The sequence below is a fragment of the Actinoplanes sp. L3-i22 genome, assembly GCF_019704555.1.
In the GTDB taxonomy this organism is placed as follows: domain Bacteria; phylum Actinomycetota; class Actinomycetes; order Mycobacteriales; family Micromonosporaceae; genus Actinoplanes.
Window position 1 is genome coordinate 2,138,087 of sequence record NZ_AP024745.1, and the last position, 24,209, is coordinate 2,162,295.

The window sequence follows — 24,209 nt, forward strand, 5'->3', positions numbered from 1 at the left end:
ATGCTGGTCAGGGGACCGGGATGAGGGTCCATTGGAGGCCGCCCTTGGCGTCGTGCCAGGTGCGGACGCCGGTGGTGGGGACGGCTGATTTGTCCGGGCCGTAGCGGGCGGTCCGGACCGCATCAGCGGAGCCCTCCGCCGACAGGAGCAGGTACTGCACATGGTGGCCCGCAGGGTCGCCGAGGGCGGCCGGGAAGTCGCGGTCCGGGGTGATGACGAACTGGCGGGGGCGGTCGCTGGCCAGGACCACGCCGAACGCGTAGGCCGCGTCGGTGAGTACCGCGCCGTCGGGCAGGTTCATCGTGTCGAGGTCGGTGGCTACCTGGGCGTCGACCTGGGCCAGGTTGCGGCGGCGTTCGGCGCCGGAGGCGGTGACCCACTCGGATTCCTCGCGGGACAGGTCCGGCTTGCTGAGCACGACGATCGTGCTCGGGATGGCGATGAAGGCCGCGAGGTACGCGACGACGACCAGCGCCCGCCGCGCGACGCCACCGCTGGAGGGCGCGCCGCCGCCGGAGGGCGCGTGGCCGCGGGTCGGGGGCTGGTCAGGGGCATCGGCCGGCAAGGATCGCCGGCGGACCCAGCCGGGCAAGGTGAGCGCGGCAGACCGGGTAGCCGAGCCGGTCGGGCTGGCAGGGGTGGCTGAGGTGGAAAGGGCGGCTGGGGCGGTAAGGGCGGCCGGGGTGGCTGGGGCGGTAAGGGCGGCCGGGGTGGCTGGGGCGGAAAGGGCGGCCGGCGCGGCCCAGGCGATCAGGTGGCCGGCGGTCAGGACGGCCAATGGGATGACCGTGATGTTGAAGCGGAGCCAGCCGAACGACGTGCCGGACAGGAACGCCAGCGCGTCGAAGGCCAGGACCGCGCCGAGCACCGTCACCGGCGCCAGGATCCGGAAGTCGCGGCGGCGCCAGGCCAGCAGCAGGGCGATCGCCACCAGGGCCAGCGCCAGCGGGGACAGGCCGATCAGCTGCTGTGACCAGTAGGCGGCCCGGCCGGGCAGGTCGTCGCCGGTCATCGAGGTGATGTAGGTGGCGTTCGTGGACACCTGGGTGGAGTTGCCGTAGACCGACGAGAACGTCGCGAACCACTGGTCGACGATGATTTTGCTGGCCGCCGCCCAGAGCAGGAACGCCAGGATCGGGGGCATGCCGACGATCACCGCGTCGGCGCGGGCCAGGGACCACCGGCGGGCGTGGTCTGCCGCCGTACGCAGGAAGGTCGTCAAACCCACGACGACCGTGACCGCGGCAGCGGGAGCGAGCGCCTCGTACCTCGCGCCGTAGCCCACCGCCAGGGCCAGCCCGAGCGGCACGAGCAGTTCGGTGCGGCCCTCGGCGAGCCACATGTGGAAGTACCGGACCGCGAGCATCAGGCACAGCAGGAAGCAGGCCTCGCTCATCCCGTTGCCGGCGTAGAGCAGCGTCATCGGGTGCAGCGCGAAGGCGGCGGTGAGGACCAGGCGCGGGACCCGCCGCACGCCGATCCGGCGCAGCACGTCGTGGGCGACCGCGACGGTCGCGGTCATCAGCAGCGCCGACGCCAGTACCGCGAGCAGGCCCTGCTGGGTGAGCGCCGGGAAGATCTTGGCGAGGGGCAGGAACGGCAGCAGGATCAGCGACGGCAGCGGGTTCCAGACGAAGCCGATCGCCGCGAGGTGCGGGTCGCGGCTGTAGAGGACGTAGTAGCCGTTCGCGACGCGGCTCATCGCGTCACCGGGCAGCAGCTGGTTCCACCAGAACCAGATCGCGACCGCGAGGTAGACGGCCGCGCAGGCCAGCACGACCAGGCGGCGTTCTCTCGAGGCGGACGACCGGCTGGGGGCGCGGACCGCGAGATCAGTTGACATCGGCCACCTCCGCCTTGGCCGACGGGAGGTGCAGACCGTGCGTGGTCTTCTCCCAGTACGACGGTTTGAACACCAGCTGCCACGCCGCCTTCGCCCCGGCCAGGCTCATCATCGCCCAGTACCCGGGGGACAGCAGCGCCGTCCCGAGCAGGTCCGGCCGGTCCATGGTCCGGACCGACAGCACGTTCAGGTAGATCACCGTCGCGTTCCCGAAGACCAGGCAGAACAGTCCGAGGTAGTAGTACGGCGAGATGAAGATCTCCTGGAGTACGGCCGGCCGGGCCAGGAACCACAGGACCGTGGTCGCCCACAGCACCGCGTTGAGCAGGGCGGCCAGCGGTGTCCCGCCGACGAACAGGTTCAGGCAGAGCAGCCCGCGCCAGCCGAGCTGGGAGAACGTCGCCCGGGGGGACCGCAGGTGGACCAGCCAGGTCATCAGGTAGCCCTTGTACCAGCGGCTCCGCTGCTTGATCCAGTTGATGAAGTCGGAGTTCGCCTCCTCCAGGGTCACCGAGTGCAGCACGCCGACCCGGTACCCGGCCCGGGCCAGCCGGATCCCGAGGTCGGCGTCCTCGGTCACGTTGTACGGATCCCATGCCCCGAGCTCGCGCAGCTCCGCGGTCCGGAAGTGATTACTGGTCCCGCCGAGCGGGATCGGCATCCGCAGCGCGACCAGGCCGGGCAGCAGCGACCGGAACCAGGTCGCGTACTCCAGCGCGAACCACTTGGTGATCCGGTTCTGGTCCACGTTGAAGTAGCTGAGCTCGGCCTGCAGGCACACGTAGGACGAGCCGAGCCGGCGTAGCGCGACCACCGCCCGCCGCAGCTGCAACGGGTCCGGGATGTCCTCGGCGTCGTAGATCGTCACCAGCTCGCCGGTGGCCCGCTCCAGGCCGACGTTGCAGGCCTTCGGCTTGGTCTTCGGCTGTGACTCGGGCACCACCAGGATCTGCGCCCACGAGCCGGTCAGCGCCGCCTCGGCCGCATCGATCGTCTCCCGGTCATCCTCCTCCAACAGCAGGATGACCTCGAGCTTCTCCCGCGGATAGTCCAGCGCGCCGAGATGTTGCATGAGAAGACCGATCACGGACGGTTCCCGGTACGCCGGCACCAGCACCGTGTAGACCGGAAGTTCCGCGTCCGGCACCGCCCGGGCCTCGTCGTCCTCGACCCGGACCTGGTGCTCGCCGCGCCCGGCGGCGTAGACCAGGACCACCCGGAACACCAGCGCCGCGGTGTAGGCGAGCGTCACGATCGCGACCACGGTCTGCAGCACGAGCATCGGCCGCAGCACCGCGACCACCCCGATCAGCACGAGCGCCACGATCAGGCCGTAGCGCTGCAGCCGGGTCAGCACCATGTGCGCGGAGAACACGCCGAACTTCGCGCTCATCGGGCCGCCTCGGTCAGCGACAGCGCGGCCGGCAGCGAGGTCAGGCCCATCAGCACGGCCGCGACGACGAGCGTGACAAGCGCGAACCGGGCCCGCGGCAGGTAGGGGCGGACGACCCGGGGCGCGGCTTGCGGCGCGCGCCGCGACCACCGTCCGATCAGGATCACCACGACCAGGGCGAGCAGCACGTCGAGGACGACCGGGAGAGCCGCGATCCGGAACGCCGCCGGGCCGAGGATCCGGCCGACGAGCAGCACCGACAGCACGCCGCCGACGGTCACCGCGGCGAGCAGGGTGGCCCCGGTCACGATCCGCCGCAGGGCGGCGAGCCGCCCTCCGAAGATCACCAGGGCGGCGATCACCAGACAGACCATTCCCCCGAGGAAGGCGATTCCGGGCAGGTCCGCTGTGGTCAGGGTGAGCGTCGATTGACGGTACGTCGTGAGCAGCGCCCCACCGTCGTCGACCGGCCCGGCCGGCCGCCCGAGCAGCGCCACCACCTCGCGCAACCCGGTGTTGACCGGATCCACGACGGCGGCCGGGAGCACCCCGGCGATCGCGACCACCGGCAGCAGCAGCGCCCACCGCAGCCGGGCCGCGGTCCGCGTCCCGACCAGCAGGATCGCCGCCCCGGCCAGGTAGGCGAGCGCGGCCGGCACCAGCCAGCCGGTCCGGTCCGGCTCGGGCATCAGCAGCAGGAGCGTCGCCGCCGCGGTCAGGCAGCCGCCGGCGAGCAGCCCGTCCACCTGCCGGTCGTGCACGTCCGGCTCGTCCTGCCCGGGCCGCACCCGCCCGGCGATCAGCGCCGCGGCCGCGACCAGCGGAATCATCAACGGTACGGCGGTGCCCCGGTGCCACACGTCGTTCCAGCCGATCGCGAGCAGCGCCGGGAACGCCACCGCGGTCAGCACCACGGCCAGGAACAACCGGGTCTGCGCCGCTCGCCGGACCGCGCCGAGCAGCCGCCACGCCTCTGGGCCGCCGCCGGCCGGGGTGCCGTAGACCCAGGCGCTGGTGACCGCGTAGCGCAGCACGAAGACGACCACGATGGCGGCCACGTTCGCCGACAGGTAGTGCAGGCCGCCGACCTGCACCAGGGCGTAGAGCAGGCCCAGGTGGATCGGTGTCAGCGTGTTGTTGACCAGCAGGAACCGGCCGAACCGGTGCCCGGCCGCGCGCTCGCCGGGCGGCATCACCAGCCGGTCCACGATCGCGAAGTTGCCGACGATGGCGACCTGCACGGCCAGGAACGCGGCGAGCAGGTAGGGCAGCCCGGCCACCTCGCCGAACGCCCAGAGCGCGGCCGAGTTGACCGCCGTGCCGAGCGCCCCGGCCACCGCGAACCCGGCCATCCGGCCCGGCGCGGAGTCCGGCCGGCGCATCGCGGCCAGGCGCAGCGCGGCGAGTTGCCGCAGGTAGCGCAGGCCCTCGCGGAACGACGCCTTGCTCTCGCCGGCGTGCCGCGGCTGGAACGTGTACGGCACCTCGGCGATCCGCCGGATCCGGCTGCGGACCAGCACCTCCAGCAGGATCTTGTAGCCCTGCGGGCGCAGCTCGGCGGTCCGCACCCGGTCCTTGCGGACGGCGAAGAAGCCGCTCATCGGGTCGGTGACCGCGCGCAGCCGGCGCGGGAAGAACATCTGGGCGAGGGTGCCGGTGGCGCGTGAGACACCGCGCCGGAACCCGCCGCTGAGGCCGTCGACCCGGCCGGGCACCCGGTACCGGCTGGCGACCACGGCCTCGGCCCGGTCGACCCGGCCGGCGGCGAGCAGCTCCGGGACGGTGCCCGGCGGGTGCTGCAGGTCGCCGTCCATCACCACGACCCATTCGGCGCGGGCCGCGTCCAGGCCGGCGGCGACGGCGCCACCGAGGCCGCCGGTCCGCTGGCCGGCGGGGCGGTGCAGAAGTCGTACCAAATCGGGGTCTTGATCCTGAAGTTGAGAGATCACCCGGGGCGTCTCGTCGTCGCTGTCGTCGACGAAGACGATCTCGGCGGAGATCGTGCCGAGCGCGGCGCGCAGCTGCTCGACCAGTGGACCGACGTTCTCCGCCTCGTTGCGGGTCGGCACCACCACGGTCACCGCGGGTGGTGATTCAAGCCGGGTTGCCGGCATCAGGACTCCTTCTGGGTGAAGCGGGCGAGGGCGCCGCCGCCGTTCTCGTAGTACTCGACGACGACGGTGTGCTGACCTGCGGAGATGTCCACATCGGCGGGGAATGTCAGGGGGCCGTGGTCGGACCAGCCGTCGATCACGGTGACGCCGTCGAGCCGGACCCGGATGCCGTCGTCGCCGGTCGCGGCGAAGTGGTAGGTCCCGGCGGGGTACGTCGCGGTCCTGGTCCAGCGCGCGGAGAAGCCGTCGGCCGGGATCGCCGGATCCGGTGAGCCGCCGCCCCAGTCGAAGGCGACCGCGTCGTCCTGCCTGGTCACGGCGGGTGCGCCGGCGAGCGTGGGGTTGGCGAAGTACTCGCCGGTCCAGGTGTCGACCGGGCCGACGTCGCCGATCCGTTGATAGCCGAAGCGGGCCAGGGCGCCGCCGCCGTTCTCGAAGTACTCGACGCGCAGCGTGTGGGTGCCGGAGAGCACCAGGCGGTCGGTGCTGAACGTGTCGTTCTGGTTGATCCACTTGTCGACGATCGGGGCGCCGTCCAGGTAGACGCGGATGCCGTCGTCGCTGGCGCCGGAGAACCGGTAGATGCCGGCGGGCAGGGTGTCGGTGCGGGTCCAGCGGGCGACGAAGTGGTCGTCGTGGATCGCCGGGTCCGGCGAGCCGCCGCCCCAGTCGTTGCTGATCGTCGAGTCCGTCCGGGAAAGATCAGGCGCACGGTCCGGGATCGCGGGCTCGGTGGAGTTCCAGAACTCGGCGGTCCAGTCCGGTGGGTCGGCGGCGTCGGCGGTCTGGTGGACGGCGAGCTCGGCGACCGCGTCGCCGAAGTTCTCGTAGTACTCCATGGTGATCGTGTGCGGACCGCCGCCGAGCAGGGTCTTCGCGGTCTGGGTGTGGCTGCTGGCGTCCTGCCAGGCGTCGATCAGCCGCAGGCCGTCGACGGTGAGCCGGACGCCGTCGTCGGCCGTGGTGGTGAACTCGTATTCGCCGGGGGCGAGGCTGAGGGTCCTGGTCCAGCGGGCGGCGAAGTGATCCGCGGGGATCGCGGGGTCGGGAGAACCGGTGCCCCAGTCGTGATCGATTGCCGACTCTTTTTTCGTTATTTGTCCCTTTGTAGAGGGAATTGTCGGCGATGATCCAGCGCCGGTGATGTCCCAATATTCGGCGTTCCAGCTGTCGTCGGGCTGGTCGATCGCGCCGAACCAGTCGAGCTTGGCCAGCGCGTCCCCACCCTGGTCGAAGTACTCCAGGGTGATCGTGTGGGTGCCCGCGCCCAGGTCCCCGATCCAGTCGAACGCGGTCCCGGACTGGCCCTGCCACTGGTCCAGCACCAACTGCCGGTCGATGTAGAGCCGCACCCCGTCGTCGGCGACCGCGGTGAAGCGGTACCGCCCGGCGGCCAGGAACTGCTTCTTGGTCCAGCGCGCGGAGAACCCGTCCACCGGCACCGCCGGATCCGGCGAGCCGGCGCCCCAGAGGAAGTCGATCGCCCGGTCGTTGCGGGTCAGCACCGGGGTGCCGCTCAGGTTGGTGTTCGGGTAGAACGTCGCGGTCCAGTCCGGGGACTTCGCGTACGACGCGGTGTACGTCGCGGCCTGCTCCGGCGTGACGATCGTGTGCCGCATGCCCTTCCCGTCCGACCAGCCGGTGAAGTGGTAGACGGTGCCGTCCGCGCCGGTGGCGGTCGGCGGCGCGTACAGCTCGCGCTGGAAGCCGACCACGCCGAGCCGCTCGTGCGGCGTCTCCTCCGGGATGCCGTCCAGGTACAGCGGCAGGCCCGGCGGATCGGTCGTGATGGTGAACGTGCTGGTCACCGGCCGGATGTTGATCGACTTCGAGGCGCTGAGCCCGTTCGCGTCGGTGGCCGTGGTGGTGATCTCGTACCAGGTGTCGGCGGACGACTCGCCGGTGACCGGGATGGTGAACTGCCCGGCGCGGCCGATCAGCGGGCCGGCGAACGGGTGGATGTGGGTGCCGTGGTGCAGCACCACGGTGGTCCGGATGTCGCTGTCGTCCAGGTCGAAGCCGGCCGCGTCGGTGGCGAACGAGTTGTACGTGATGGTGTCACCGGCGCGGTACGTCGATCCGTCCGCGGGGACCGCTATCCGGACCGTGGGTGGGATGCCGACCTGGATGATGATCGGGATCGCGGGACTGGCGTGGCCCTCGCTGTCGGTGACCGTCAGGTCCACCTCGTACACGCCGGTGGTGGTGAAGGTCTTGACCGGGTTCTTGGTGGCACTCGTCGTGCCGTCGCCGAAGTCCCAGGCGAAGGTCAGGTCGTCGCCGTCCGGGTCGGTGCTGCCCTCGGCGGAGAAGTGCACGGTCAGCGGCCCGGCGCCGCCGGTCACGTCGGAGCCGGCTACCGCCGTCGGCGCGTGGTTGCCCAGGCTCCAGGTGACCTTGTAGAGCCGGCCCGGGATGTAGGTGATGTAGTACAGCGCGCCGTCCGGGCCGATCTTCATGTCGACCACCGAGCCGGCCGCCGCGTCGAAGTCCTCGACCGAGGTCGCGTTGCCGTTCGCGTCCAGCTCGGCCCGCCGGATGAACCCCTTGGCGTAGTCGCCGAAGAAGAGACTGCCCTGGTAGTCGGCGGGGAACTGGTCACCGCGGTAGATCGGGCCGCCGACCGCCGCGGCGCTCTCGCCGGCGTGCGGGTACGTGTAGATCGGGTCGATGAACCCCGCGCAGTCCGCGGTGCACTTGCCCTCCTTGAGCGGCCACCCGTAGTTGCCGCCCTTGACGATGTGGTTGACCTCCTCCCAGGTGTAGTCGCCCACGTCGCCGCCGTAGAGCTCCCCGGTCAGCGGGTCGAACTGGAACCGCCAGGGGTTGCGGAAGCCGTACGCCCAGATCTCCTGCTGTTTCCCGGCCTGGCCGTAGAACGGGTTGTCCGGCGGGATCGACCCGTCCTTGTTGATCCGCAGGATCTTGCCGTGCGGGTTGCTGAGCACCTGCCCGTTGCTGGAGTAGCCGTTGTCGCCGACCGCGAAGTACAGCTTGCCGTCCGGGCCGAACCGGATGCTGCCGCCGACGTGCAGCTGCTGGGAGAGCGATTCGGTCTTGAAGATCTCGAACGGCCCGTCGGCGCCGACGTCGCCCGACGCGTCGAAGCGGACCAGGCGGTTGTGCAGGTCGAGACCGGTGTAATAAAAGTAGACGTAATGGTTCGTGACGCCGAAATCGGGATCGAACGCGATACCGATGAGACCGCGGTCACCGGTCGGTTCGGACGGCAGCACCGCGAACGGCGTCGCCAGCACGTGACCGTTCTTGTAGATCTTGATGGTGCCCGGACGCTCCAGGATGAAGATCCGCCCGTCCGGCGCGAACTCGAATCCGGACGGTTCGTTCAGATCGGCACCGATGACCAGCGATGTCTGGAAATCCGCGGGTGGCGCCGCTTGTGCCGGAATTGCCAGAACAGTTGTCGCCAGGATCGTCAGAATGATCAATAGTGCCCGCACGGAATCCCCCCAGATTCGACCGCAATCCCGAACTTAGGGGGAGGGCATTTCCGTCGTGGCGCGCCTTTCTGAAAGGGCAGTGACGCCAATAATTCGATGCTGTTTCGGCGAGGTCCTCAGTAGAGATTGAGTGAATGCGTACGTCCATGCAGGAACCGGACCGACCGGGATCGACCGGGCGGCGGCGTCGCGGCGGGGAGCAGCGTAGGGCGTCGTACCGAGAAAGTGAAGATGATGACATTCTCGTTACCGGCCGGTAACGTGACTGGTCGGTAAGGGGGTGGGACAGATGCTCTACGGAACCCCGACTGTGCGTCGCCGAGACGCCCAGCGCAACCGTGCGGCCATCGTCCTGGCTGCCGGCGAGGTGCTCACCGAGGGCGACCCGGTCGCCCTGATGCCGGAGATCGCCCGCCGGGCCGGCGTCGGTCAGGCCACGCTCTACCGGCACTTCCCGGACCGGCACGCGCTCACCGCCGCGGTCATCGAGCACCAGCTCGACCGCCTGGAGGAGGCCGCCGCCGGACTGGCCGCCCACCCGGAGCACTTCCGTCAGCTGCTGCGCTCGGTGCTGCACACCCAGATCGCCATGCGCGGGCTGGTCGTGCTGATCCGGCGCCTCGACGTGCCCACCCAGCACCGGTACCGCCAGCGTGCGCTGGCCGCGCTCGGCGGCCCGCTGCGCCGGGCCCGGGAGGCCGGCCACGTCCGCGCCGACCTGGTCCCGGACGACCTGGCGCTGCTGTTCACCATGGTCCAGGGCGTCGCCGAGGCCACCGGCGACGCGGCGAGCGCCCGGGCCGCCGCCGACCGCTCGGTGGACCTGATGCTCGACGGGATCTGTCTCACCGCCGCCGACTGACGCCGGGCGCTCAACTATTGCACCGACCCGCCGATCTCTGTCCTCGGACCGGACATGAGGGTGGGGCACTGTGCAGGTATCCGAGATCGGCGGGCTCGACGCGCAGGAGCGCGCCGAGCTGGAGCGACTGCGTCAGGCGGCCGAGCACGCCCCGGCCGAGGCGGAGCGCGCCGACCGGCGGACCCGGGCACTGCTCGCCGCCGTGGCGGCCCAGCGCGCCGTCACCGCCGTCGCCCAGGACCGCGAGCGGGTGCTGCGGGTCGCCGCCGAGCAGGCGGTGGCCGCGTTCCCGGCCGCGTGCGGCGCGATGGTCGAGCTGATCGAGGACGACCTGCTGCGCTACGTGGCCGGCGCCGGCATGCTCGCCGACCACGTCGGCAAGCACCAGACCATCGCCGACTCGGTCAGCGGCTCGGCGCTCGCCGACGGCCGGCCCACCCACTGCACCGACGTCGAGACCGACGAGCGGGCCAGCGTCGGCATCTGCCGCGCCACCGGGGTCCGCTCGATGTGCGTGACCCCGCTCTACCACGGCGACCGGGCGATCGGCGTGCTCAAGATCGCCAGCAGCCGGCCGTACGCGTTCGACGCCGACGACGCGTACCACCTGGAGCTGGTCGCCGGCACGGTCGGCGCCGCGCTCCGGCACGCCGAGGACTACGAGGCCAACGTCGCGCTGCTCGCCGAGCGCACCGGGAACCTGGCCGCCCTGGAGGCGATCCAGACCCGCTTCCGGCACCTGTTCGAGAGCTCGCCGCTCGGCCTGAGCCTGTGCAGCCTGGAGGAGGCCACCTTCGGCCGGTTCCTGGAGGCGAACCCGGCGATGACCGAGATCACCGGCTACCCGGCCGACGAGCTGAGCGCGATGCGGTTCCACGACCTGCAGCACCCGGACGACGCCTCGCTCGCCGACTCCGCGCTGCGCAAGCTGGTGGCCAGCGACGTCGAGACGATGAAGGTGGACCGGCGGTGCCTGCGCCGGGACGGGAACACCGTCTCGGTGGTGGTGCGGGTGGCGCGGGTCCGGGACGCGGCGGGCGAGGAGTTGCCGTACGTCGTGGTCCAGGTCGAGGACGTCACCGCGAGCCGCGCCGCGGACGCCGCGATGCACCGGCAGGCGCGCCTTCTCGAGCTGATCCCGGCCGCGGTGATCGTCCGGGACCTGGCCGGCGAGATCCTCTGGTGGAACAGCGGCGCGCAGCGGCTCTACGGCTGGTCGGCCGACGCCGCGCTGGGCCGGGTCACCCACCGGCTGTTCAACACCACGCACATCGGCGGCGCCACGGCCGAGGACCAGTGCGCGGCACTGGAGCGCGACGGGCACTGGGACGGCGAGATGCAGCACCTGACCGCCACCGGGCGCACCGTCACGGTGCTCAGCCGGCAGGTCGTGCACGAGCCGGCCGGCGGCGACGAGGTCCAGGTCCTGGAGATCAACACCGATGTCAGCGCGGCCCGGGCCGCGCAGCAGGCGGTCGCCCTCAACGAGCAGCGGTTCCGGGCCCAGTTCTCGCAGTCCGCGGTCGGCCAGGTGGTCCGGGGCCTGGACGGCACGCTGATCGCGGTCAACGAGGCGTTCGCCGGCATGCTCGGGCGCCGTACCGAGGAGTTGGTCGGGCACACGGTCGAGGAGCTGATGCACCCCGACGACGCCGCGCTCGCGCACCGGCACATCGCCCGGCTGTTCACCGGGGAGGCCGACGCGTACGCCCACGAGGTCCGGCTGCGGCACGCCGAGGGCCACTGGCTCGACGCCGAGGCCACCATCTCGGTGGTCCGCGCCGCCGACTCGCGCCCCAAGCACCTGATCGTGGTGGCCACCGACATCTCCGCGCGCCGCGCCGCCGAACGCGCCCGCGACCAGGCGGCCGCCGCGCTCTCCGAGCGCAACCTCGAACTGGAGGCCGCCGACCAGCTCAAACTCGACATGATCGGGATGCTGGGCCACGAGATCAGCAACCCGCTGTCGTCCATCCTCGGCTACAGCGAGATCCTCGCCGGCGCGATGGACCCGGCCGACCCGCACACCCGCCAGATCAAGATCATCAACCGGCAGGCGGAGCGGCTCGACGAGATCGTCCGCGAGGTGCTGGCGATGGTCACCCTCGACGCCGGCAACATCAACGCGGTCCGGAAAAACCTTTCCTTGCGTACGGAGGTGGCCCGCGCCCTGGACGCCACCGACAACCGGCACGTCGAGGTGACCGGGCCGGACGCCGAGGTGCTGTTCAATCCGTCCCACCTGCAGCAGATCGTGGTCAACCTGCTCTCCAACGCCGCCAAGTACGCCGGCGGGGCGAGCGCGCTGCGGATCGGGGCCGGCGGCGGCCGGATCCACCTGCGGATCGAGGACACCGGCCCCGGGGTCCCGGCCGAGTTCCAGCCCCGGCTGTTCGAACGGCTGGCCCGCGCCGACCAGACCGCCGGGACGATCCGCGGGACCGGACTCGGCCTGTACATCGTCCGCAGCCTGGCCCGGGCCAACGCGGCCGACGTCCGCTACGAGCCGAACCCGGCCGGCGGCTCGGTCTTCGTCGTCGAGGCCGCCGCCGGGTAGGCCCGGTTGCTCAGAACACCACCGTCCAGCCCTCGCGGGCCTGGTCGGCGGTGTAGGCGACGCCGTCGACCTTCAGGCCGGCCGCGTCCAGCAGGGTGATCGTGCCGCCCCGGTTGCCGAGCGCGACCGGCGCCGCGACCGGCACCGGCAGCGCCGCACCCGCGGGCAGCCGGCCCCGCAGCGGCAGCCGGTTGGTGGCCCGGTCCAGCAGGGCCCAGCCGGTCAGGTCGATCTCGGCCGGCGACGCGTTGAGCAGCGTGACCGTCTCCGCCTCGGGGGCCGGGCCGACCGGGTTGACCAGGGCGGCGACGATCCGGACCAGGTGATCGGGCTCGCCGGGGCCGGGCGTGGGCGCCGGGCCGGGCGACGGGATCTCCGGCAGGCGATGACCGGTGATGTCGTCGGTGTGCCAGGCCTGGTTCTGGAAGGCCAGGAAGATCGCCACCCACCGGTCGCCGAACCGCAGCAGCAACCCGCCGTCCTGGAAGACGCCGTCGTCACCGGCGAACCGGCCGTCGTTGCCCTGGTTCATGTGGACGTCGTGCACGCCGTTGCCCGGCGCGAAGTGGAAGATCTTGTCGGCGATCGTCTCCGGACCCCAGGCCTGGCCGAAGATGTACGCCCGGGCCGTGGCGTCGCCGAGCGCGCGGCTGACGTAGTGGTCGAGCAGGTCGCCGAGATCGTTCTCCGGCCCGGGCTCGGCGGTCGGCACCGGGCGCATGTCCTGGCGCTGGAAGAGGTTGCCGCGGATGTAGTCCAGCGCCGGGCCGCCCGGGCGGCTCTCCAACTCGGTGAACCCGTCCGGCAGCGCGGTCAGCCGGTCCAGCAGCGGGTGCGCGAAATCGTCCACCGCGGCGAAGAGCAGCTCGGGCGGGGACGACTGGGAACGCACGTTGACGGCGGCCCGGTAATCGGTGCCGGCCGCTCGTAGGTGGATCTGATAATGCGGGGTGTCGGTGGTCTCGATCCGGCGGTCGATCACGGCCGCCCGGAGAACGCCGTACCGTTTGATCGGCATGCCGGGCAGTCAACCCGCTGCTCGCGGGGCCCGTCAATCAGCCGATCTTCCAGTGTGGAATGGTAGATCCGGCGTCGCTCACCGGACATGTCGAATTCATTGACAGCTATGGTGGCCGCGCCTAATGTCGCCTCGATTTCGCCCGGCGGTGGCGTGCGACCTGGAGGGTGTCCATGAGTCTGTCGTCGATGGCGGAGGACGCCGCCCTGCGCCTGCAGGGCACCCCCGGCGCCTCCCCGAAAGCGGCGGCCGCCACCGCGGCCGCGGTCACCGCCGACGAGATGTCCCGCGGCGCCGAGCCCGGCGCGGCCAAGACCGCCGGGGAGAACGCGGCCCGCTCGTCCGCCGGCACCAGCGTCGCCGGCTCGGTGCTGACCCAGCTGGTGAAGTACGTGCCGACCGAGACGATCTCGGTCTACCTGGCCGTGCAGGCCGCGCTCGGCACCGTCTCCGCGCCGGCCGGGCAGGCCCAGTGCCAGGCCGGCTTCACCGCGCGCTGGGTGTGGCTGATCGTCCTCGCGGCGGCGACCGTGCTGCTCACGGTCGGGTTGTCGTATCGCAGCCAGAAGCAGGTCGCGCCGAACGCCCGGTTCAAGCTCCCGCTCGTCGAGTCGGCGGCGGCGACCTCGGCGTTCCTGGTGTGGGCGCTGGCGTTGCCGACCACGCCGCTGAACGACTTCTGCGGCTACGACGCGCGCGCCTGGGGGCCGGTCCTGCTGCTCGCCGGGACGACGATCATCGCGACCACGGCGTACGTCTTCGGCAAGACCATCACCTGGGAGAAGGTCCTCCAGGACGACGCCCGCTGACCGGTCCCCAGACGGCTGGCTCGGGCAACCGGATCGCCGCGGCGACGAGCAGTGAGCCGGGGAACCAGGCGACGAGCCAGATGTCCCACAGGCCGAAGCCGACGATGAGGCTGAGGTACATCCACGGCAGCCAGCCCAGGGCCAGGAAGGCGAAGCTGAGGGCGCGGAAGCCGGCCCGGCGGCCGCGACGGCCGTGCTTCCACAGCAGGCGTAGCGACACATTTCCGGCGCCGAGCCCGCACAGCAGGCCGTAGGCCAACGCCTCCACGAGATAGTGCTCGCGCTCCCCGGGTGACAGGTAACGGAACACGAGCGCGGCGAACAGAATCTGCGGAACCACGGTGTAGGCCGTGATCCAGATGCGTCGCCACCGGACGAAGTCGGCCCGGCTGTAACTGATGATTCCGCCCATGGTGGCGGGAATTCCGCGAGCCATCTCCACCCCCGTGAAGTCGATGGGCGGGATCGTAGCGATCGCGTTCTGAGCTGCGGAAAGCGGATCATGAATGCGTTCGTATTGTCGTGATCGTGCCGTCGAAGGAATGGTGGGGGATGTGAAGGCAATGGTCCGCATCGATGACGGAATCCGGTTGCGGACGTGGACGACCGGGACGGCGACGCCGGCGCCCGCGGTGGTGCTGCTGCACGGCGGGCCGGGGCTGTGGGACTACCTGGCGCCGGTCGCGGCGATGCTGGACCCGCTGACCGTGGTGCACCGGTTCGATCAGCGCGGGTGCGGCGGCTCGGACGCGTCGGGGGAGCAGTCGATCGCCCGCTACCTGGCGGACCTGGAAGCGCTCCGGCACCACTGGGGACACGAGCGGTGGGTGGTGATCGGCCACTCGTTCGGGGCGACGCTGGCGCTCCACTATGCCTTCGAGCATCCCGGCCGGGTCGCCGCCCTGGGCTATCTCAGCGGCGTCGGGGTGGGCGATTGGCGGGGCGCCTTCCGGGCGGAATGGCTGCGGCGCACGACGGTGGCGCAGCGGGAGCGACTGGCCGAGCTGGCGGCGCGGCGCGACCGGGACCCGGCCGAGGAGGCCGAGTTCCGGGCGCTGTGCTGGTTCACCGATCACGCCGACCCGGTGGACGGGTGGCGGTGGGCTCGCGAGGACGCCCGGGTGGAGCACCCGATCAACTGGGGCGCGAACCGGGCACTGATGGCCGAGACCCGGCGGTGGTCCGACGACGAGGTGCTCGCGCGGGCGGGCCGGCTCGGCATGCCCTGCCGGTTCGTCCACGGGGAGCGGGACCCGCGGCCGGGCCGGACGGTTGCCGACCTGGCCGCGGCGGTCCCGGACGCCCGCTTCCACGTGCTGCCCGGCGCCGGCCACCACCCGTGGCGGGAGCGTCCCGCGGATCTGAAGCGGCTGCTCCAGGAGCTGATCGGGCGCCGTGCCCGGGAACGGGCGGCGGATCAGGCGCGGTAGTGGCCGGCCGCCAGGTCCTCCAGCAGGGTCGGGTGGGTCGGCTTCCAGCCGAGGTGCTGCTGGGTCGCCTCGCTCGACACCTGCGAGTCCAGCGCGAACAGCCGGCCGATCCAGCCGAAGTGCTCGTCGACCCGGCTGTCCGGAATTGATTCCACCGGCACGTCCTGGCTCCGGCCGATCGCCTCGGCGATCTCCTTGGTGGGGATACCCGGCTCGGCGGTGATGTGCAGGATCGGGCCGGCCGACGGGTCCTCGATCGCCAGGCGGATCGCCGACGCGGCGTCGCGCACGTGCACGGCCGGCCAGTGACTGGCGCCGTCACCGACGTACCCGGAAATGCCCTTGTCTTTTGCGATCTTGGCGAGGAACGCGGTGAAGCCGTAGTCGCCCGCGCCGTGCACGGTGGGTGCGAAGCGGGCGATCAGCGGGCGCACCCCGCGGTCCGCCAGAGCGAGCGCGACCAGCGCGTTCGCCTGCCGCGGGTGGCCGGACGCGTCCGGCGCGTCCGGCTCGGTGAGGACCCGGCCGGGGCCGGCGCCGAGGACGCCGGAGGCGATCAACAGCGGCCGGCCGGTGCCCGCCAGGCCGGCGCCGAGCGCCTCGATGGCCTTGCGGTCGGTCTCCGCGGCGTCGGCCATCCGGGAGAAGTCGTGGTTGTAGCCGAGGTGGACGACGCCGTCCGAGTCCGCGGCGGCGGACCGCAGCGCCTCCGGGTCGTCGATGGTGCCGCGGAGGACCGACGCGCCGAGCGCGGCGATCCGGTCGGCGGCGGCGTCCGAGCGGGCCAGGCCGGTGACCTGGTGACCGGAATTGAGCAGTTCGGTGACGGTGGCGGAGCCGATCCAGCCGCTGGCGCCGGTGACGAAGACATGCATGACAGCCTCCACAGGACGTGATGTCACTTGATGACATCACCATAGCGCATGTGATGTCACTTGATGACATGGCTACGATCACGGGATGGTGCGCTGGGAGCCGGGAGCCGGTGGACGTCTGCGGGAAGCGGCGATGGAGCTGTACGTCGAGCGCGGCTTCGAGCAGACCACGGTGGCCGAGATCGCCCAGCGGGCCGGGGTCACCGCCCGGACGTTCTTCCGGCACTTCGCGGACAAGCGGGAGGTGCTCTTCGCCGGCTCGGAGGAGCTGTCGAAAGGGCTGGTCCAGGCGATCGCCGAGGTGCCGGCCGGGGCGGGCGCGATGGCGGCGATCGCGGTCGCGCTGGACGCCGGCGCGGACTTCCTCGGGCTCGACCACACCCGGTCCCGGCAGCGTCAGTCGATCATCGAGGCCAACCCGGAGCTGCTGGAACGCGAGCTGATCAAGATGGCGCGACTGGGCCGGGCGCTCGCCGACGGGTTGCGGGCGCGCGGGGTCGGCGATCCGGAGGCGGCGCTCGCGGCGGAGACCGGGATCGTCGTGGTGCGGGTCGCGTTCGGCCGCTGGGTGTCCGAAACCGATCCCGGCGACCTGAAGGCCGTCATGCGCGACACGCTGGCCGCCTTGCGCACCGTGACAAAAGCCTAGGCAACGCCGGTGAGGCGCAGGCCGGCCCAGAGTGCCACGACCGCCGCGACCAGGCACAACGGCACGGTCGCCAACCCCAGCAACAAGAATTCCGAAGTACGCGGGGCGGCGTCCCGAGCGTGCAGGATCCGCCGCCAGAGCAGCGTCGCCAGCGACCCGACATAGGTCAGGTTCGGTCCCACGTTCACCCCGATCAGCACCGCCAGCAGCAGCCCGGGGGAGTGCGCCGCGGCCGGCAGCAGCACCAGCGTGGCCGGCAGGTTGTTCAGCAGGTTCGCGAGCAGCGCCGCCAGCCCGGCCACGGCCAGCAGCGCAAGCAGGTCGCTGTGCCGCGGGACCAGCCCGTCGATCCAGTCGCCGAGCCCGTTGGTCCGCACCGCCAGCACCACCACGCCGAGCCCGAGCACGAACGCGCAGAACATCGGGTTCGCCTCGGCGAGCAGGGTGCCGACCCGGACCCGGCCGCGGCGCAGCAGCGGCACCGCCAGCGCGAGGGCCCCGGCCGCCGCCACCCAGGCCGGCTCGACCCCGAGCGGCTGTAGCGCGGCGAACCCGGCGAGCGTCGCGGCCAGCACGACCAGGGCGTACTTCGGCGCGGGCCCGGGCGCGGGCGGCTCCGAGGCGCGGCCGCGCAGGTCCCGGGCGAAGAAGAGGCGGAAGATCACGTACTCGACGGCGATCACCGCGAGCCACGGCACCGCCATCAGCGCCGCGAATCCGGCGAAGCTGAGCCCGCTGGCCGCGAACGCCAGCAGGTTCGTCAGGTTCGAGACCGGCAGCAGCAGCGACGCGGAGTTCGCCAGGTGCGTGCAGGCGTAGACGTGCGGGCGCGGCCGGACCCCGGCACGCGCGGCGACGGTCAGCACGACCGGGGTGAGCAGCACGACCGTGGCGTCCAGGCTGAGCACCGCGGTGGTCAGCGCGGCCGCCGCGAAGACCGCGGTCAGCAGCCGTCTCGGACGGCCGCGGCCGAAGCGGGCGACGGCGGTGCCGGCCCACTCGAACACCCCGTGCACCTCGGCGAGGTGCGCCAGGACCAGGACGGCGGCGAGGAACAGCACGGTCGGGAGCAACGCCCGTACCTCGTCGAAAGCCTCGCCGGGGGCGACCAGGTGGAAAAGGACGCAGATCAGCGCCGCGGGAACCGCGGCGACCGCTTCGGGAAGACCGCGCGGCCGGGCGACGGCGAAACCGAGCACCGCGCCCAGCAGCACGAGCGCGACGATCGTGGACACCGCCGCAGCCTGCCCGATCCGGCCCGCGGACAAACCAGCGGGGGCCGGAGTCACATGTCAGCCGACCGTGGCCGGGCTCTCCTTGGCCACCGGCCGCAGCCGCAGCCGGGTGATCGCCCGCCCGGTCACCTCGACGACCTCGGCGGTGTGCCCGTCGATCGAGACCGTCTCGCCGGGCGCGGTCGGGATGTGCCCGAGCCGGGCCAGCACCAGCCCGGCGACCGTGGTGTAGTCGCCCTCGTCCACCTCCTCGATCTCGACGCCGATGTCCGGCAGGTCGTGGATCGGGAACGTGCCGGGCAGCAGCATCGCGCCGTCGTCCTCGCGGACCACCGACTGCACGTCCCGGTCGGTCTCGTCGTAGATCTCGCCGACCACTTCCTCGACGAGGTCCTCCATCGTGATGATCCCGTCGATCGCGCCGCGCTCGTCGACCACCATGGCGAGCTGCTGGCGCTGGGTGCGCAACTGGCGCATCGCGTCGGTGATCTTCAGCGTCTCGGGCAGGAAGACCGGGGTGAACATGTGGTCGATGACGTGCCCGTCGGCGCCGATCAGGTCCCGCAGGTGCACCACGCCGAGCACGTCGTCCAGGCCCAGCGGCCCGGTCACCGGCGCCCGCGAGTGCCCGCCCTCGACCAGCAGCTGCAACGCCTGCGGGGAGCGCATCACGGCCGGCAGGATCAGCACGTCGCGGCGCGGGACCAGGATCTCCCGCAGGGTCCGGTCGGCGATCTCGAACGCGCCGCTGATGATCGTGCGCTGTTCCGGGGTGAACTCCTGCTGCTGGGCGACCATGTCGCGGATCTCCTCGGTGCTGACCTCCTCGCGGCCCGCGTTCGGGTCGCCGCCGGCCATCCGGACCACCAGGTCGGTGGCCTTGCCGAGGAACCAGATCACCGGCCGGGAGAGCGTCGCCAGCACGTCCAGCGGCCGGGCCACCAGCAGCGCCCAGCCCTCGGCGCGCTGCATCGCCACCCGCTTCGGCGCGAGCTCGCCGACCACCAGCGTGAAGAACGTCAGGATGATGGTGATCACGAAGATCGCGGCCGGCTCGGCGGCGGTGCCGAGGAAGCTGAGCGGCTCGATCAGCGGCTGGGCGAGCGAGACGGCCGCGGCCGCCGACGCCAGGAAGCCGGCCAGCGTGATGCCGATCTGAATGGTGGCGAGGAACCGATTCGGATCCCTGGCGAGCTTGGCCAGCGTGCGCCCGGTGCGGGTCTGCCGCTCCAGGCGTTGCAGCTGGCTCTCCCGGAGCGAGATCAGCGCCATCTCACTGCCGGAGAACGCCGCGTTGAGCAGGACCAGCACTACGACGAGAACAACTTGCCACCCGTATCCGCCCACGGCGGACATCAACTCCCTCGCAGAGATCATCGACCCGGCGTCGATCGCGGCGCCGAGTCAGGTCAAGGTACCCAGCGAACCTGAATGCCACTCTCAGGAAACGCCCTTTTCGTAACGGTGTCGACAATGCGGAGCGGTGGCGGTACGTGGCCGGGGCTGAGAGGCTTTTCGGCATGAACGTGGTGGTGTGGGTTCGGGAGGGGGTTTGGCCCGCGGCGGTCGACGCGGCGCGGGAGCTGGCCGGCGCCGACGACCGGGTGACGCTGGTGCACGTGCTCGACCCGGCGATCGCGGCCGGGGCGCACGCGGCCTACGCCGGGCTGCTCGGACGCGGTAGCCGGGTGCGGCGGGACCCCGGGACCGCCGTCGAGGCCGCGGCCGTGGCCGTCGCGAACGAGATCATGGCGGCGGCTCAGGAGCGGCTGGGGCGGGACGCGGCGACCGTCTTCCGGCGCGGGCGGATCGAGCGGGAGGTCGTCGCCGCGTGCGACGGGATGGACCTGCTCGTGCTGGCCCGGGACGGCGACGTGGACCGGGCGGGGCCGAAGAGCCTGGGCCCGGCCGGCCGGTTCGTCGTCGATCACGCGCCGTGCCGGGTGCTGCTGGTGTGGCCCGCGCCATAGCGGTGTGAACAGGGCGTCAACATCGAGCGGTCCGGCGTCTGCGGGGTGTGAACAGATCTGCCGCCGGGCGCGCGGCCGAGGTTCAGTTCGGGCGTACCCGAAAAAACCTCGACTGAGGAGTCGTCCGTGGCTGATCTCGGCTTCGTCGTGCTCACGGTGGCGCTGTTCGCCGCGCTGACCGTGCTGATCCGGGCGGTCGAACGCTGATGAGCGCCGTCAACCTCGTCGGCCTGATCGTGGCCGTCCTGCTGGCCGCTCTGCTGGTGGCCGCCCTGCTCTTCCCGGAGAAATTCTGATGGCCGGCTGGCTTCTCGTGCTCTCGCTGGTCGTCGCGCTGGTCGCGGTCTACCGGCCGTTCGGCGACTACATGTACCGCGTGGTGGTCGGCGGGAAACACACCGTCGTCGAGCGCGGTGTCTACCGCGCGGTCGGCGTCGATCCCGCGACCGAGCAGACCTGGGGCGTCTACGCCCGGTCGGTGCTCGCCTTCTCCGCCGTCTCGATCCTCTTCCTTTATCTGCTGCTGCGCGTGCAGGACAGGCTGTGGCTGTCGCTGGGCATGGACCCGGTGACCAGCCACATCGCCTGGAACACCGCGGTCAGCTTCGTGACCAACACCAACTGGCAGGCGTACTCGGGTGAGTCCACGATGGGCCACCTCGCGCAGATGGCCGGCCTGGCGGTGCAGAACTTCGTCTCGGCCGGCGTCGGCATCGCCGTCGCGGTGGCGCTGCTGCGCGGCTTCGCCGGGCGCCGGGCGGGCACGCTGGGCAACTTCTGGGTCGACCTGACCCGGATCACGCTGCGGATCCTGCTGCCGATCTGCGTGCTCGTCACGATCGTCTTCATGGTCGGCGGGGTGGTGCAGAACCTCTCCGGCGGCACCGACGTCACCACGCTGACCGGGGCGACCCAGCACCTCACCGGCGGGCCGGTCGCCTCCCAGGAGGCGATCAAGGAGCTGGGCACGAACGGCGGCGGCTTCTACAACGCCAACTCGGCGCACCCGTTCGAGAACCCGTCGGTGTGGACGAACTGGCTGCAGATCTTCCTGATCTTCCTGATCCCGTTCAGCCTGCCGCGGGTCTTCGGCCGGATGGTCGGACAGAACCGGCAGGGCTACGCGATCGTCGCCGTGATGGCGGTGCTGGCGCTGGCCAGCATCGCGCTGACGGTGGGCTTCGAGACGCACGGGGCCGGCACGGTGCCGCAGGCGGTCGGCTCGGCGATGGAGGGCAAGGAGACCCGGTTCGGGGTCAGCGGCTCGGCGGTCTTCGCGGCGGCGACCACGCTCACCTCGACCGGGGCGGTGAACAGCTTCCACGACTCGTACACGTCGCTCGGCGGCATGATGCCGATGGTCAACATGATGCTCGGCGAGGTCGCCCCGGGCGGGGTCGGTTCCGGCCTCTACGGCCTGCTCATCCTCGCGATGATCACGGTGTTCGTGGCCGGTCTGATGGTCGGGCGCACGCCGGAGTACCTGGGCAAGAAGATCGGCGGCCGGGAGATCAAACTGGCCTCGCTCTACTTCCTGGTCACGCCGGTCCTGGTGCTGGCCGGCACCGCGGCGGCGTTCGCCACCGGGCACAACTCGACGGCGCTGAACACCGGCCCGCACGGCCTCTCCGAGGTCCTCTACGCCTTCACCAGCGCGGCCAACAACAACGGCTCGGCGTTCGGCGGCATCACCGTCAACACGCCCTGGTGGGACACCGCCACCGGACTGGCCATGCTGATCGGCCGGTTCCTGCCGCTGATCCTGGTCCTCGCGCTGGCCGGCTCGCTGGCCAGACAGCAGCCGGTGCCGGAGTCCGAGGGCACGCTCCCGACCCACCAGCCGCTCTTCGTCGGCATGGTCGTCGGCGTGACCGTCGTGCTCGTCGCGCTCACCTTCCTCCCCGCACTCGCGCTCGGCCCCATCGCGGAGGGTCTCTCATGACCGTCGTCCTGGAAAAACCACCAACCAAACCGACAATTGCCACGGTACGGCGTAACGCCCTCCCCGACGCACTGCGGAAACTCGACCCGCGCACCATGTGGCGCAACCCGGTCATGTTCATCGTGGAGATCGGCGCCGTCTTCACCACGGTCCTGTCGATCACCGACCCGAGCGTGTTCGCCTGGCTGATCACCGTCTGGCTGTGGCTGACCGTGCTCTTCGCGAACCTGGCCGAGGCGGTCGCCGAGGGGCGGGGCAAGGCCCAGGCCGCCGCGCTGCGAGCCGCCAAGCAGGACACCGTCGCCCACCTGCGGGACGGCCGGACCGTGCCGGCCCCGGAGCTCAAGCTCGGCGACGTGGTGGTGGTCGAGGCCGGGCAGATCATCCCCGGTGACGGCGACGTCATCGAGGGCATCGCCAGCGTCGACGAGTCGGCGATCACCGGCGAGTCGGCGCCGGTGATCCGCGAGTCCGGCGGCGACCGGTCCGCGGTCACCGGCGGCACCAGGGTGCTCTCCGACCGGATCGTCGTGCGGATCACCCAGCGGCCCGGCGAGAGCTTCGTGGACCGGATGATCGCCCTGGTCGAGGGCGCCGACCGGCAGAAGACGCCGAACGAGATCGCGCTGAACATCCTGCTCGCCGCGCTCACGATCATCTTCCTGCTGGCCGTGGTGACCCTGCAGCCGCTGGCGATCTTCAGCAAGGCGTACCAGGCGGCCGCGCCGGACACCACCGCGATCGACGCCCACGGCGTGACCGGGATCGTGCTGGTCTCGCTGCTGGTCTGCCTGATCCCGACCACGATCGGGGCGCTGCTCTCGGCGATCGGGATCGCCGGCATGGACCGGCTGGTGCAGCGCAACGTCCTCGCCATGAGCGGGCGCGCCGTCGAGGCGGCCGGCGACGTGAACACGCTGCTGCTCGACAAGACCGGCACGATCACGCTGGGCAATCGGCAGGCCGCTGAATTCGTACCCGCAAATGGGGTTGATCCTCAGGTTCTGGCGGACGCCGCGCAGTTGAGCAGCCTGGCCGACGAGACGCCCGAGGGACGTTCGATCGTGGTCCTCGCCAAGAACGAGTACGGCCTGCGCGAGCGCGAGCCGGGGCTGATGGCCACGGCCGTCTGGGTGCCGTTCAGCGCGCAGACCCGGATGAGCGGCGTCGACCTCGGCGACCGGAAGATCCGCAAGGGCGCCGCCGCCGCGGTGCTCAAGTGGGCGCGGGGGAGCAGCCCGGAGGTCGACGCGATCGTCGACCGGATCAGTGCCGAGGGCGGCACCCCCCTCGTGGTGGCCGAGAACGATCGGATCCTCGGCGTGATCCACCTCAAGGACGTGGTCAAGTCCGGGATGAAGGCCCGGTTCGACGAGATGCGCAAGATGGGCATCCGGACCGTGATGATCACCGGCGACAACCCGCGCACCGCGGCGGCGATCGCCGCGGAGGCCGGCGTCGACGACTTCCTGGCCGAGGCCACCCCGGAGGACAAGCTCGCCTACATCCGTAAGGAACAGCAGGGCGGGCGGCTGGTCGCGATGACCGGCGACGGCACGAACGACGCCCCGGCGCTGGCCCAGGCGGACGTCGGGGTGGCGATGAACACCGGCACGTCGGCCGCCAAGGAGGCCGGCAACATGGTCGACCTCGACTCCGACCCGACCAAGCTGATCGAGATCGTCGAGATCGGCAAGCAGCTGCTGATCACCCGGGGCGCGCTGACCACGTTCTCGATCGCGAACGACATCGCCAAGTACTTCGCGATCATCCCGGCCATGTTCGCCGGGGTCTACCCGGGCCTGGACACGCTCAACGTGATGCGGCTGCACTCGCCCGGCTCGGCGATCCTGTCCGCGGTCGTCTTCAACGCCGTGGTGATCGTCTTCCTGATCCCGCTGGCGCTGCGCGGGGTCCGGTACCGGCCGTCGTCGGCGAGCGCGCTGCTGCGCCGCAACCTGCTGATCTACGGCCTGGGCGGCGTCGTCGCGCCGTTCCTCGGCATCAAGCTCATCGACCTGTTCGTCCAGCTCATCCCCGGGATCTGATCC

Annotated in this window: 18 protein-coding genes; 9 read left to right on the forward strand and 9 right to left on the reverse strand. The window is 71.4% G+C overall.

Going from position 1 to position 24,209, the window contains the following annotated elements; translation table 11 throughout:
• Positions 1-7 precede the first annotated feature (7 nt).
• The 4 genes from L3i22_RS09805 to L3i22_RS09820 are packed head-to-tail and all read right to left on the reverse strand — an operon-like array spanning position 8 to position 8,811.
• A complete protein-coding gene (locus tag L3i22_RS09805) occupies positions 8-1,843 on the reverse strand; it encodes a hypothetical protein (RefSeq protein ID WP_221326644.1) in 1,836 nt (611 codons plus the stop codon).
• Entirely contained in the window at positions 1,833-3,236 is a 1,404-nt protein-coding gene (locus L3i22_RS09810; RefSeq protein WP_221326645.1) for a glycosyltransferase, read from the reverse strand. The genes L3i22_RS09805 and L3i22_RS09810 overlap by 11 nt, the downstream gene beginning before the upstream one ends.
• Complete coding sequence (locus tag L3i22_RS09815; protein WP_221326646.1) at positions 3,233-5,350, reverse strand: glycosyltransferase; 2,118 nt, start codon at positions 5,348-5,350, stop codon at positions 3,233-3,235. The genes L3i22_RS09810 and L3i22_RS09815 overlap by 4 nt, the downstream gene beginning before the upstream one ends.
• A complete protein-coding gene (locus L3i22_RS09820) occupies positions 5,350-8,811 on the reverse strand; it encodes a PA14 domain-containing protein (protein ID WP_221326647.1) in 3,462 nt (1,153 codons plus the stop codon). The genes L3i22_RS09815 and L3i22_RS09820 overlap by 1 nt, the downstream gene beginning before the upstream one ends.
• Positions 8,812-9,121: 310 nt before the next feature.
• On the opposite strand from L3i22_RS09820, the gene L3i22_RS09825 reads away from it, so the two are divergent.
• Both L3i22_RS09825 and L3i22_RS09830 read left to right on the forward strand, forming a co-directional pair.
• Positions 9,122-9,673 (forward strand): TetR/AcrR family transcriptional regulator, encoded by a 552-nt coding sequence (locus tag L3i22_RS09825; RefSeq protein WP_255658081.1) that lies wholly within the window; start codon positions 9,122-9,124, stop codon positions 9,671-9,673.
• 70 nt (positions 9,674-9,743) lie between these two features.
• Positions 9,744-12,230 carry a PAS domain S-box protein gene (locus L3i22_RS09830; protein ID WP_221326649.1) on the forward strand — a complete coding sequence of 829 codons (2,487 nt, stop codon included), beginning with the start codon at positions 9,744-9,746 and terminating at the stop codon, positions 12,228-12,230.
• 10 nt (positions 12,231-12,240) lie between these two features.
• Here the strand turns inward: L3i22_RS09830 and L3i22_RS09835 are convergent, their stop codons facing one another.
• Positions 12,241-13,248 (reverse strand): DUF2278 family protein, encoded by a 1,008-nt coding sequence (locus tag L3i22_RS09835; protein WP_221326650.1) that lies wholly within the window; start codon positions 13,246-13,248, stop codon positions 12,241-12,243.
• 173 nt (positions 13,249-13,421) lie between these two features.
• Between L3i22_RS09835 and L3i22_RS09840 the strand changes: the two genes are divergently transcribed.
• The gene (locus tag L3i22_RS09840; RefSeq protein WP_221326651.1) at positions 13,422-14,057 is read left to right on the forward strand and encodes a hypothetical protein; all 636 of its coding nucleotides are present in this window, start codon (positions 13,422-13,424) and stop codon (positions 14,055-14,057) included.
• Here L3i22_RS09840 and L3i22_RS09845 read toward each other — a convergent pair.
• The gene (locus L3i22_RS09845) at positions 14,020-14,631 is read right to left on the reverse strand and encodes a hypothetical protein (RefSeq protein ID WP_221326652.1); all 612 of its coding nucleotides are present in this window, start codon (positions 14,629-14,631) and stop codon (positions 14,020-14,022) included. The genes L3i22_RS09840 and L3i22_RS09845 overlap by 38 nt on opposite strands.
• Between L3i22_RS09845 and L3i22_RS09850 the strand changes: the two genes are divergently transcribed.
• Positions 14,621-15,487, forward strand: a complete 867-nt coding sequence (locus tag L3i22_RS09850; RefSeq protein WP_221326653.1) for an alpha/beta fold hydrolase — start codon at positions 14,621-14,623, stop codon at positions 15,485-15,487. The genes L3i22_RS09845 and L3i22_RS09850 overlap by 11 nt on opposite strands.
• Here L3i22_RS09850 and L3i22_RS09855 read toward each other — a convergent pair.
• Positions 15,475-16,362 carry an SDR family oxidoreductase gene (locus tag L3i22_RS09855; RefSeq protein WP_221326654.1) on the reverse strand — a complete coding sequence of 296 codons (888 nt, stop codon included), beginning with the start codon at positions 16,360-16,362 and terminating at the stop codon, positions 15,475-15,477. The two genes, L3i22_RS09850 and L3i22_RS09855, sit on opposite strands and share 13 nt — an antisense overlap.
• An 85-nt stretch (positions 16,363-16,447) precedes the next feature.
• On the opposite strand from L3i22_RS09855, the gene L3i22_RS09860 reads away from it, so the two are divergent.
• Entirely contained in the window at positions 16,448-17,011 is a 564-nt protein-coding gene (locus tag L3i22_RS09860; RefSeq protein WP_221326655.1) for a TetR/AcrR family transcriptional regulator, read from the forward strand.
• On the opposite strand, the gene L3i22_RS09865 is transcribed toward L3i22_RS09860, so the two are convergent.
• A complete protein-coding gene (locus tag L3i22_RS09865; protein ID WP_221326656.1) occupies positions 17,008-18,246 on the reverse strand; it encodes an SLC13 family permease in 1,239 nt (412 codons plus the stop codon). The genes L3i22_RS09860 and L3i22_RS09865 overlap by 4 nt on opposite strands.
• 57 nt (positions 18,247-18,303) lie before the next feature.
• Positions 18,304-19,623, reverse strand: a complete 1,320-nt coding sequence (locus L3i22_RS09870; RefSeq protein ID WP_255658082.1) for a hemolysin family protein — start codon at positions 19,621-19,623, stop codon at positions 18,304-18,306.
• A gap of 143 nt (positions 19,624-19,766) precedes the next feature.
• Between L3i22_RS09870 and L3i22_RS09875 the strand changes: the two genes are divergently transcribed.
• The 4 genes from L3i22_RS09875 (at position 19,767) to kdpB (ending at position 24,206) form a co-directional block, all read left to right on the forward strand.
• Complete coding sequence (locus L3i22_RS09875) at positions 19,767-20,216, forward strand: universal stress protein (protein WP_221326657.1); 450 nt, start codon at positions 19,767-19,769, stop codon at positions 20,214-20,216.
• A gap of 206 nt (positions 20,217-20,422) precedes the next feature.
• Positions 20,423-20,512 carry a potassium-transporting ATPase subunit F gene (locus L3i22_RS09880; protein WP_221326658.1) on the forward strand — a complete coding sequence of 30 codons (90 nt, stop codon included), beginning with the start codon at positions 20,423-20,425 and terminating at the stop codon, positions 20,510-20,512.
• Positions 20,512-22,158, forward strand: coding sequence for a potassium-transporting ATPase subunit KdpA (gene kdpA / locus L3i22_RS09885; protein ID WP_221326659.1), 1,647 nt, complete (start codon positions 20,512-20,514; stop codon positions 22,156-22,158). Before L3i22_RS09880 ends, kdpA begins: the two co-directional genes overlap by 1 nt.
• Positions 22,155-24,206, forward strand: coding sequence for a potassium-transporting ATPase subunit KdpB (gene kdpB, locus L3i22_RS09890; RefSeq protein ID WP_255658083.1), 2,052 nt, complete (start codon positions 22,155-22,157; stop codon positions 24,204-24,206). The genes kdpA and kdpB overlap by 4 nt, the downstream gene beginning before the upstream one ends.
• Positions 24,207-24,209 lie beyond the last annotated feature (3 nt).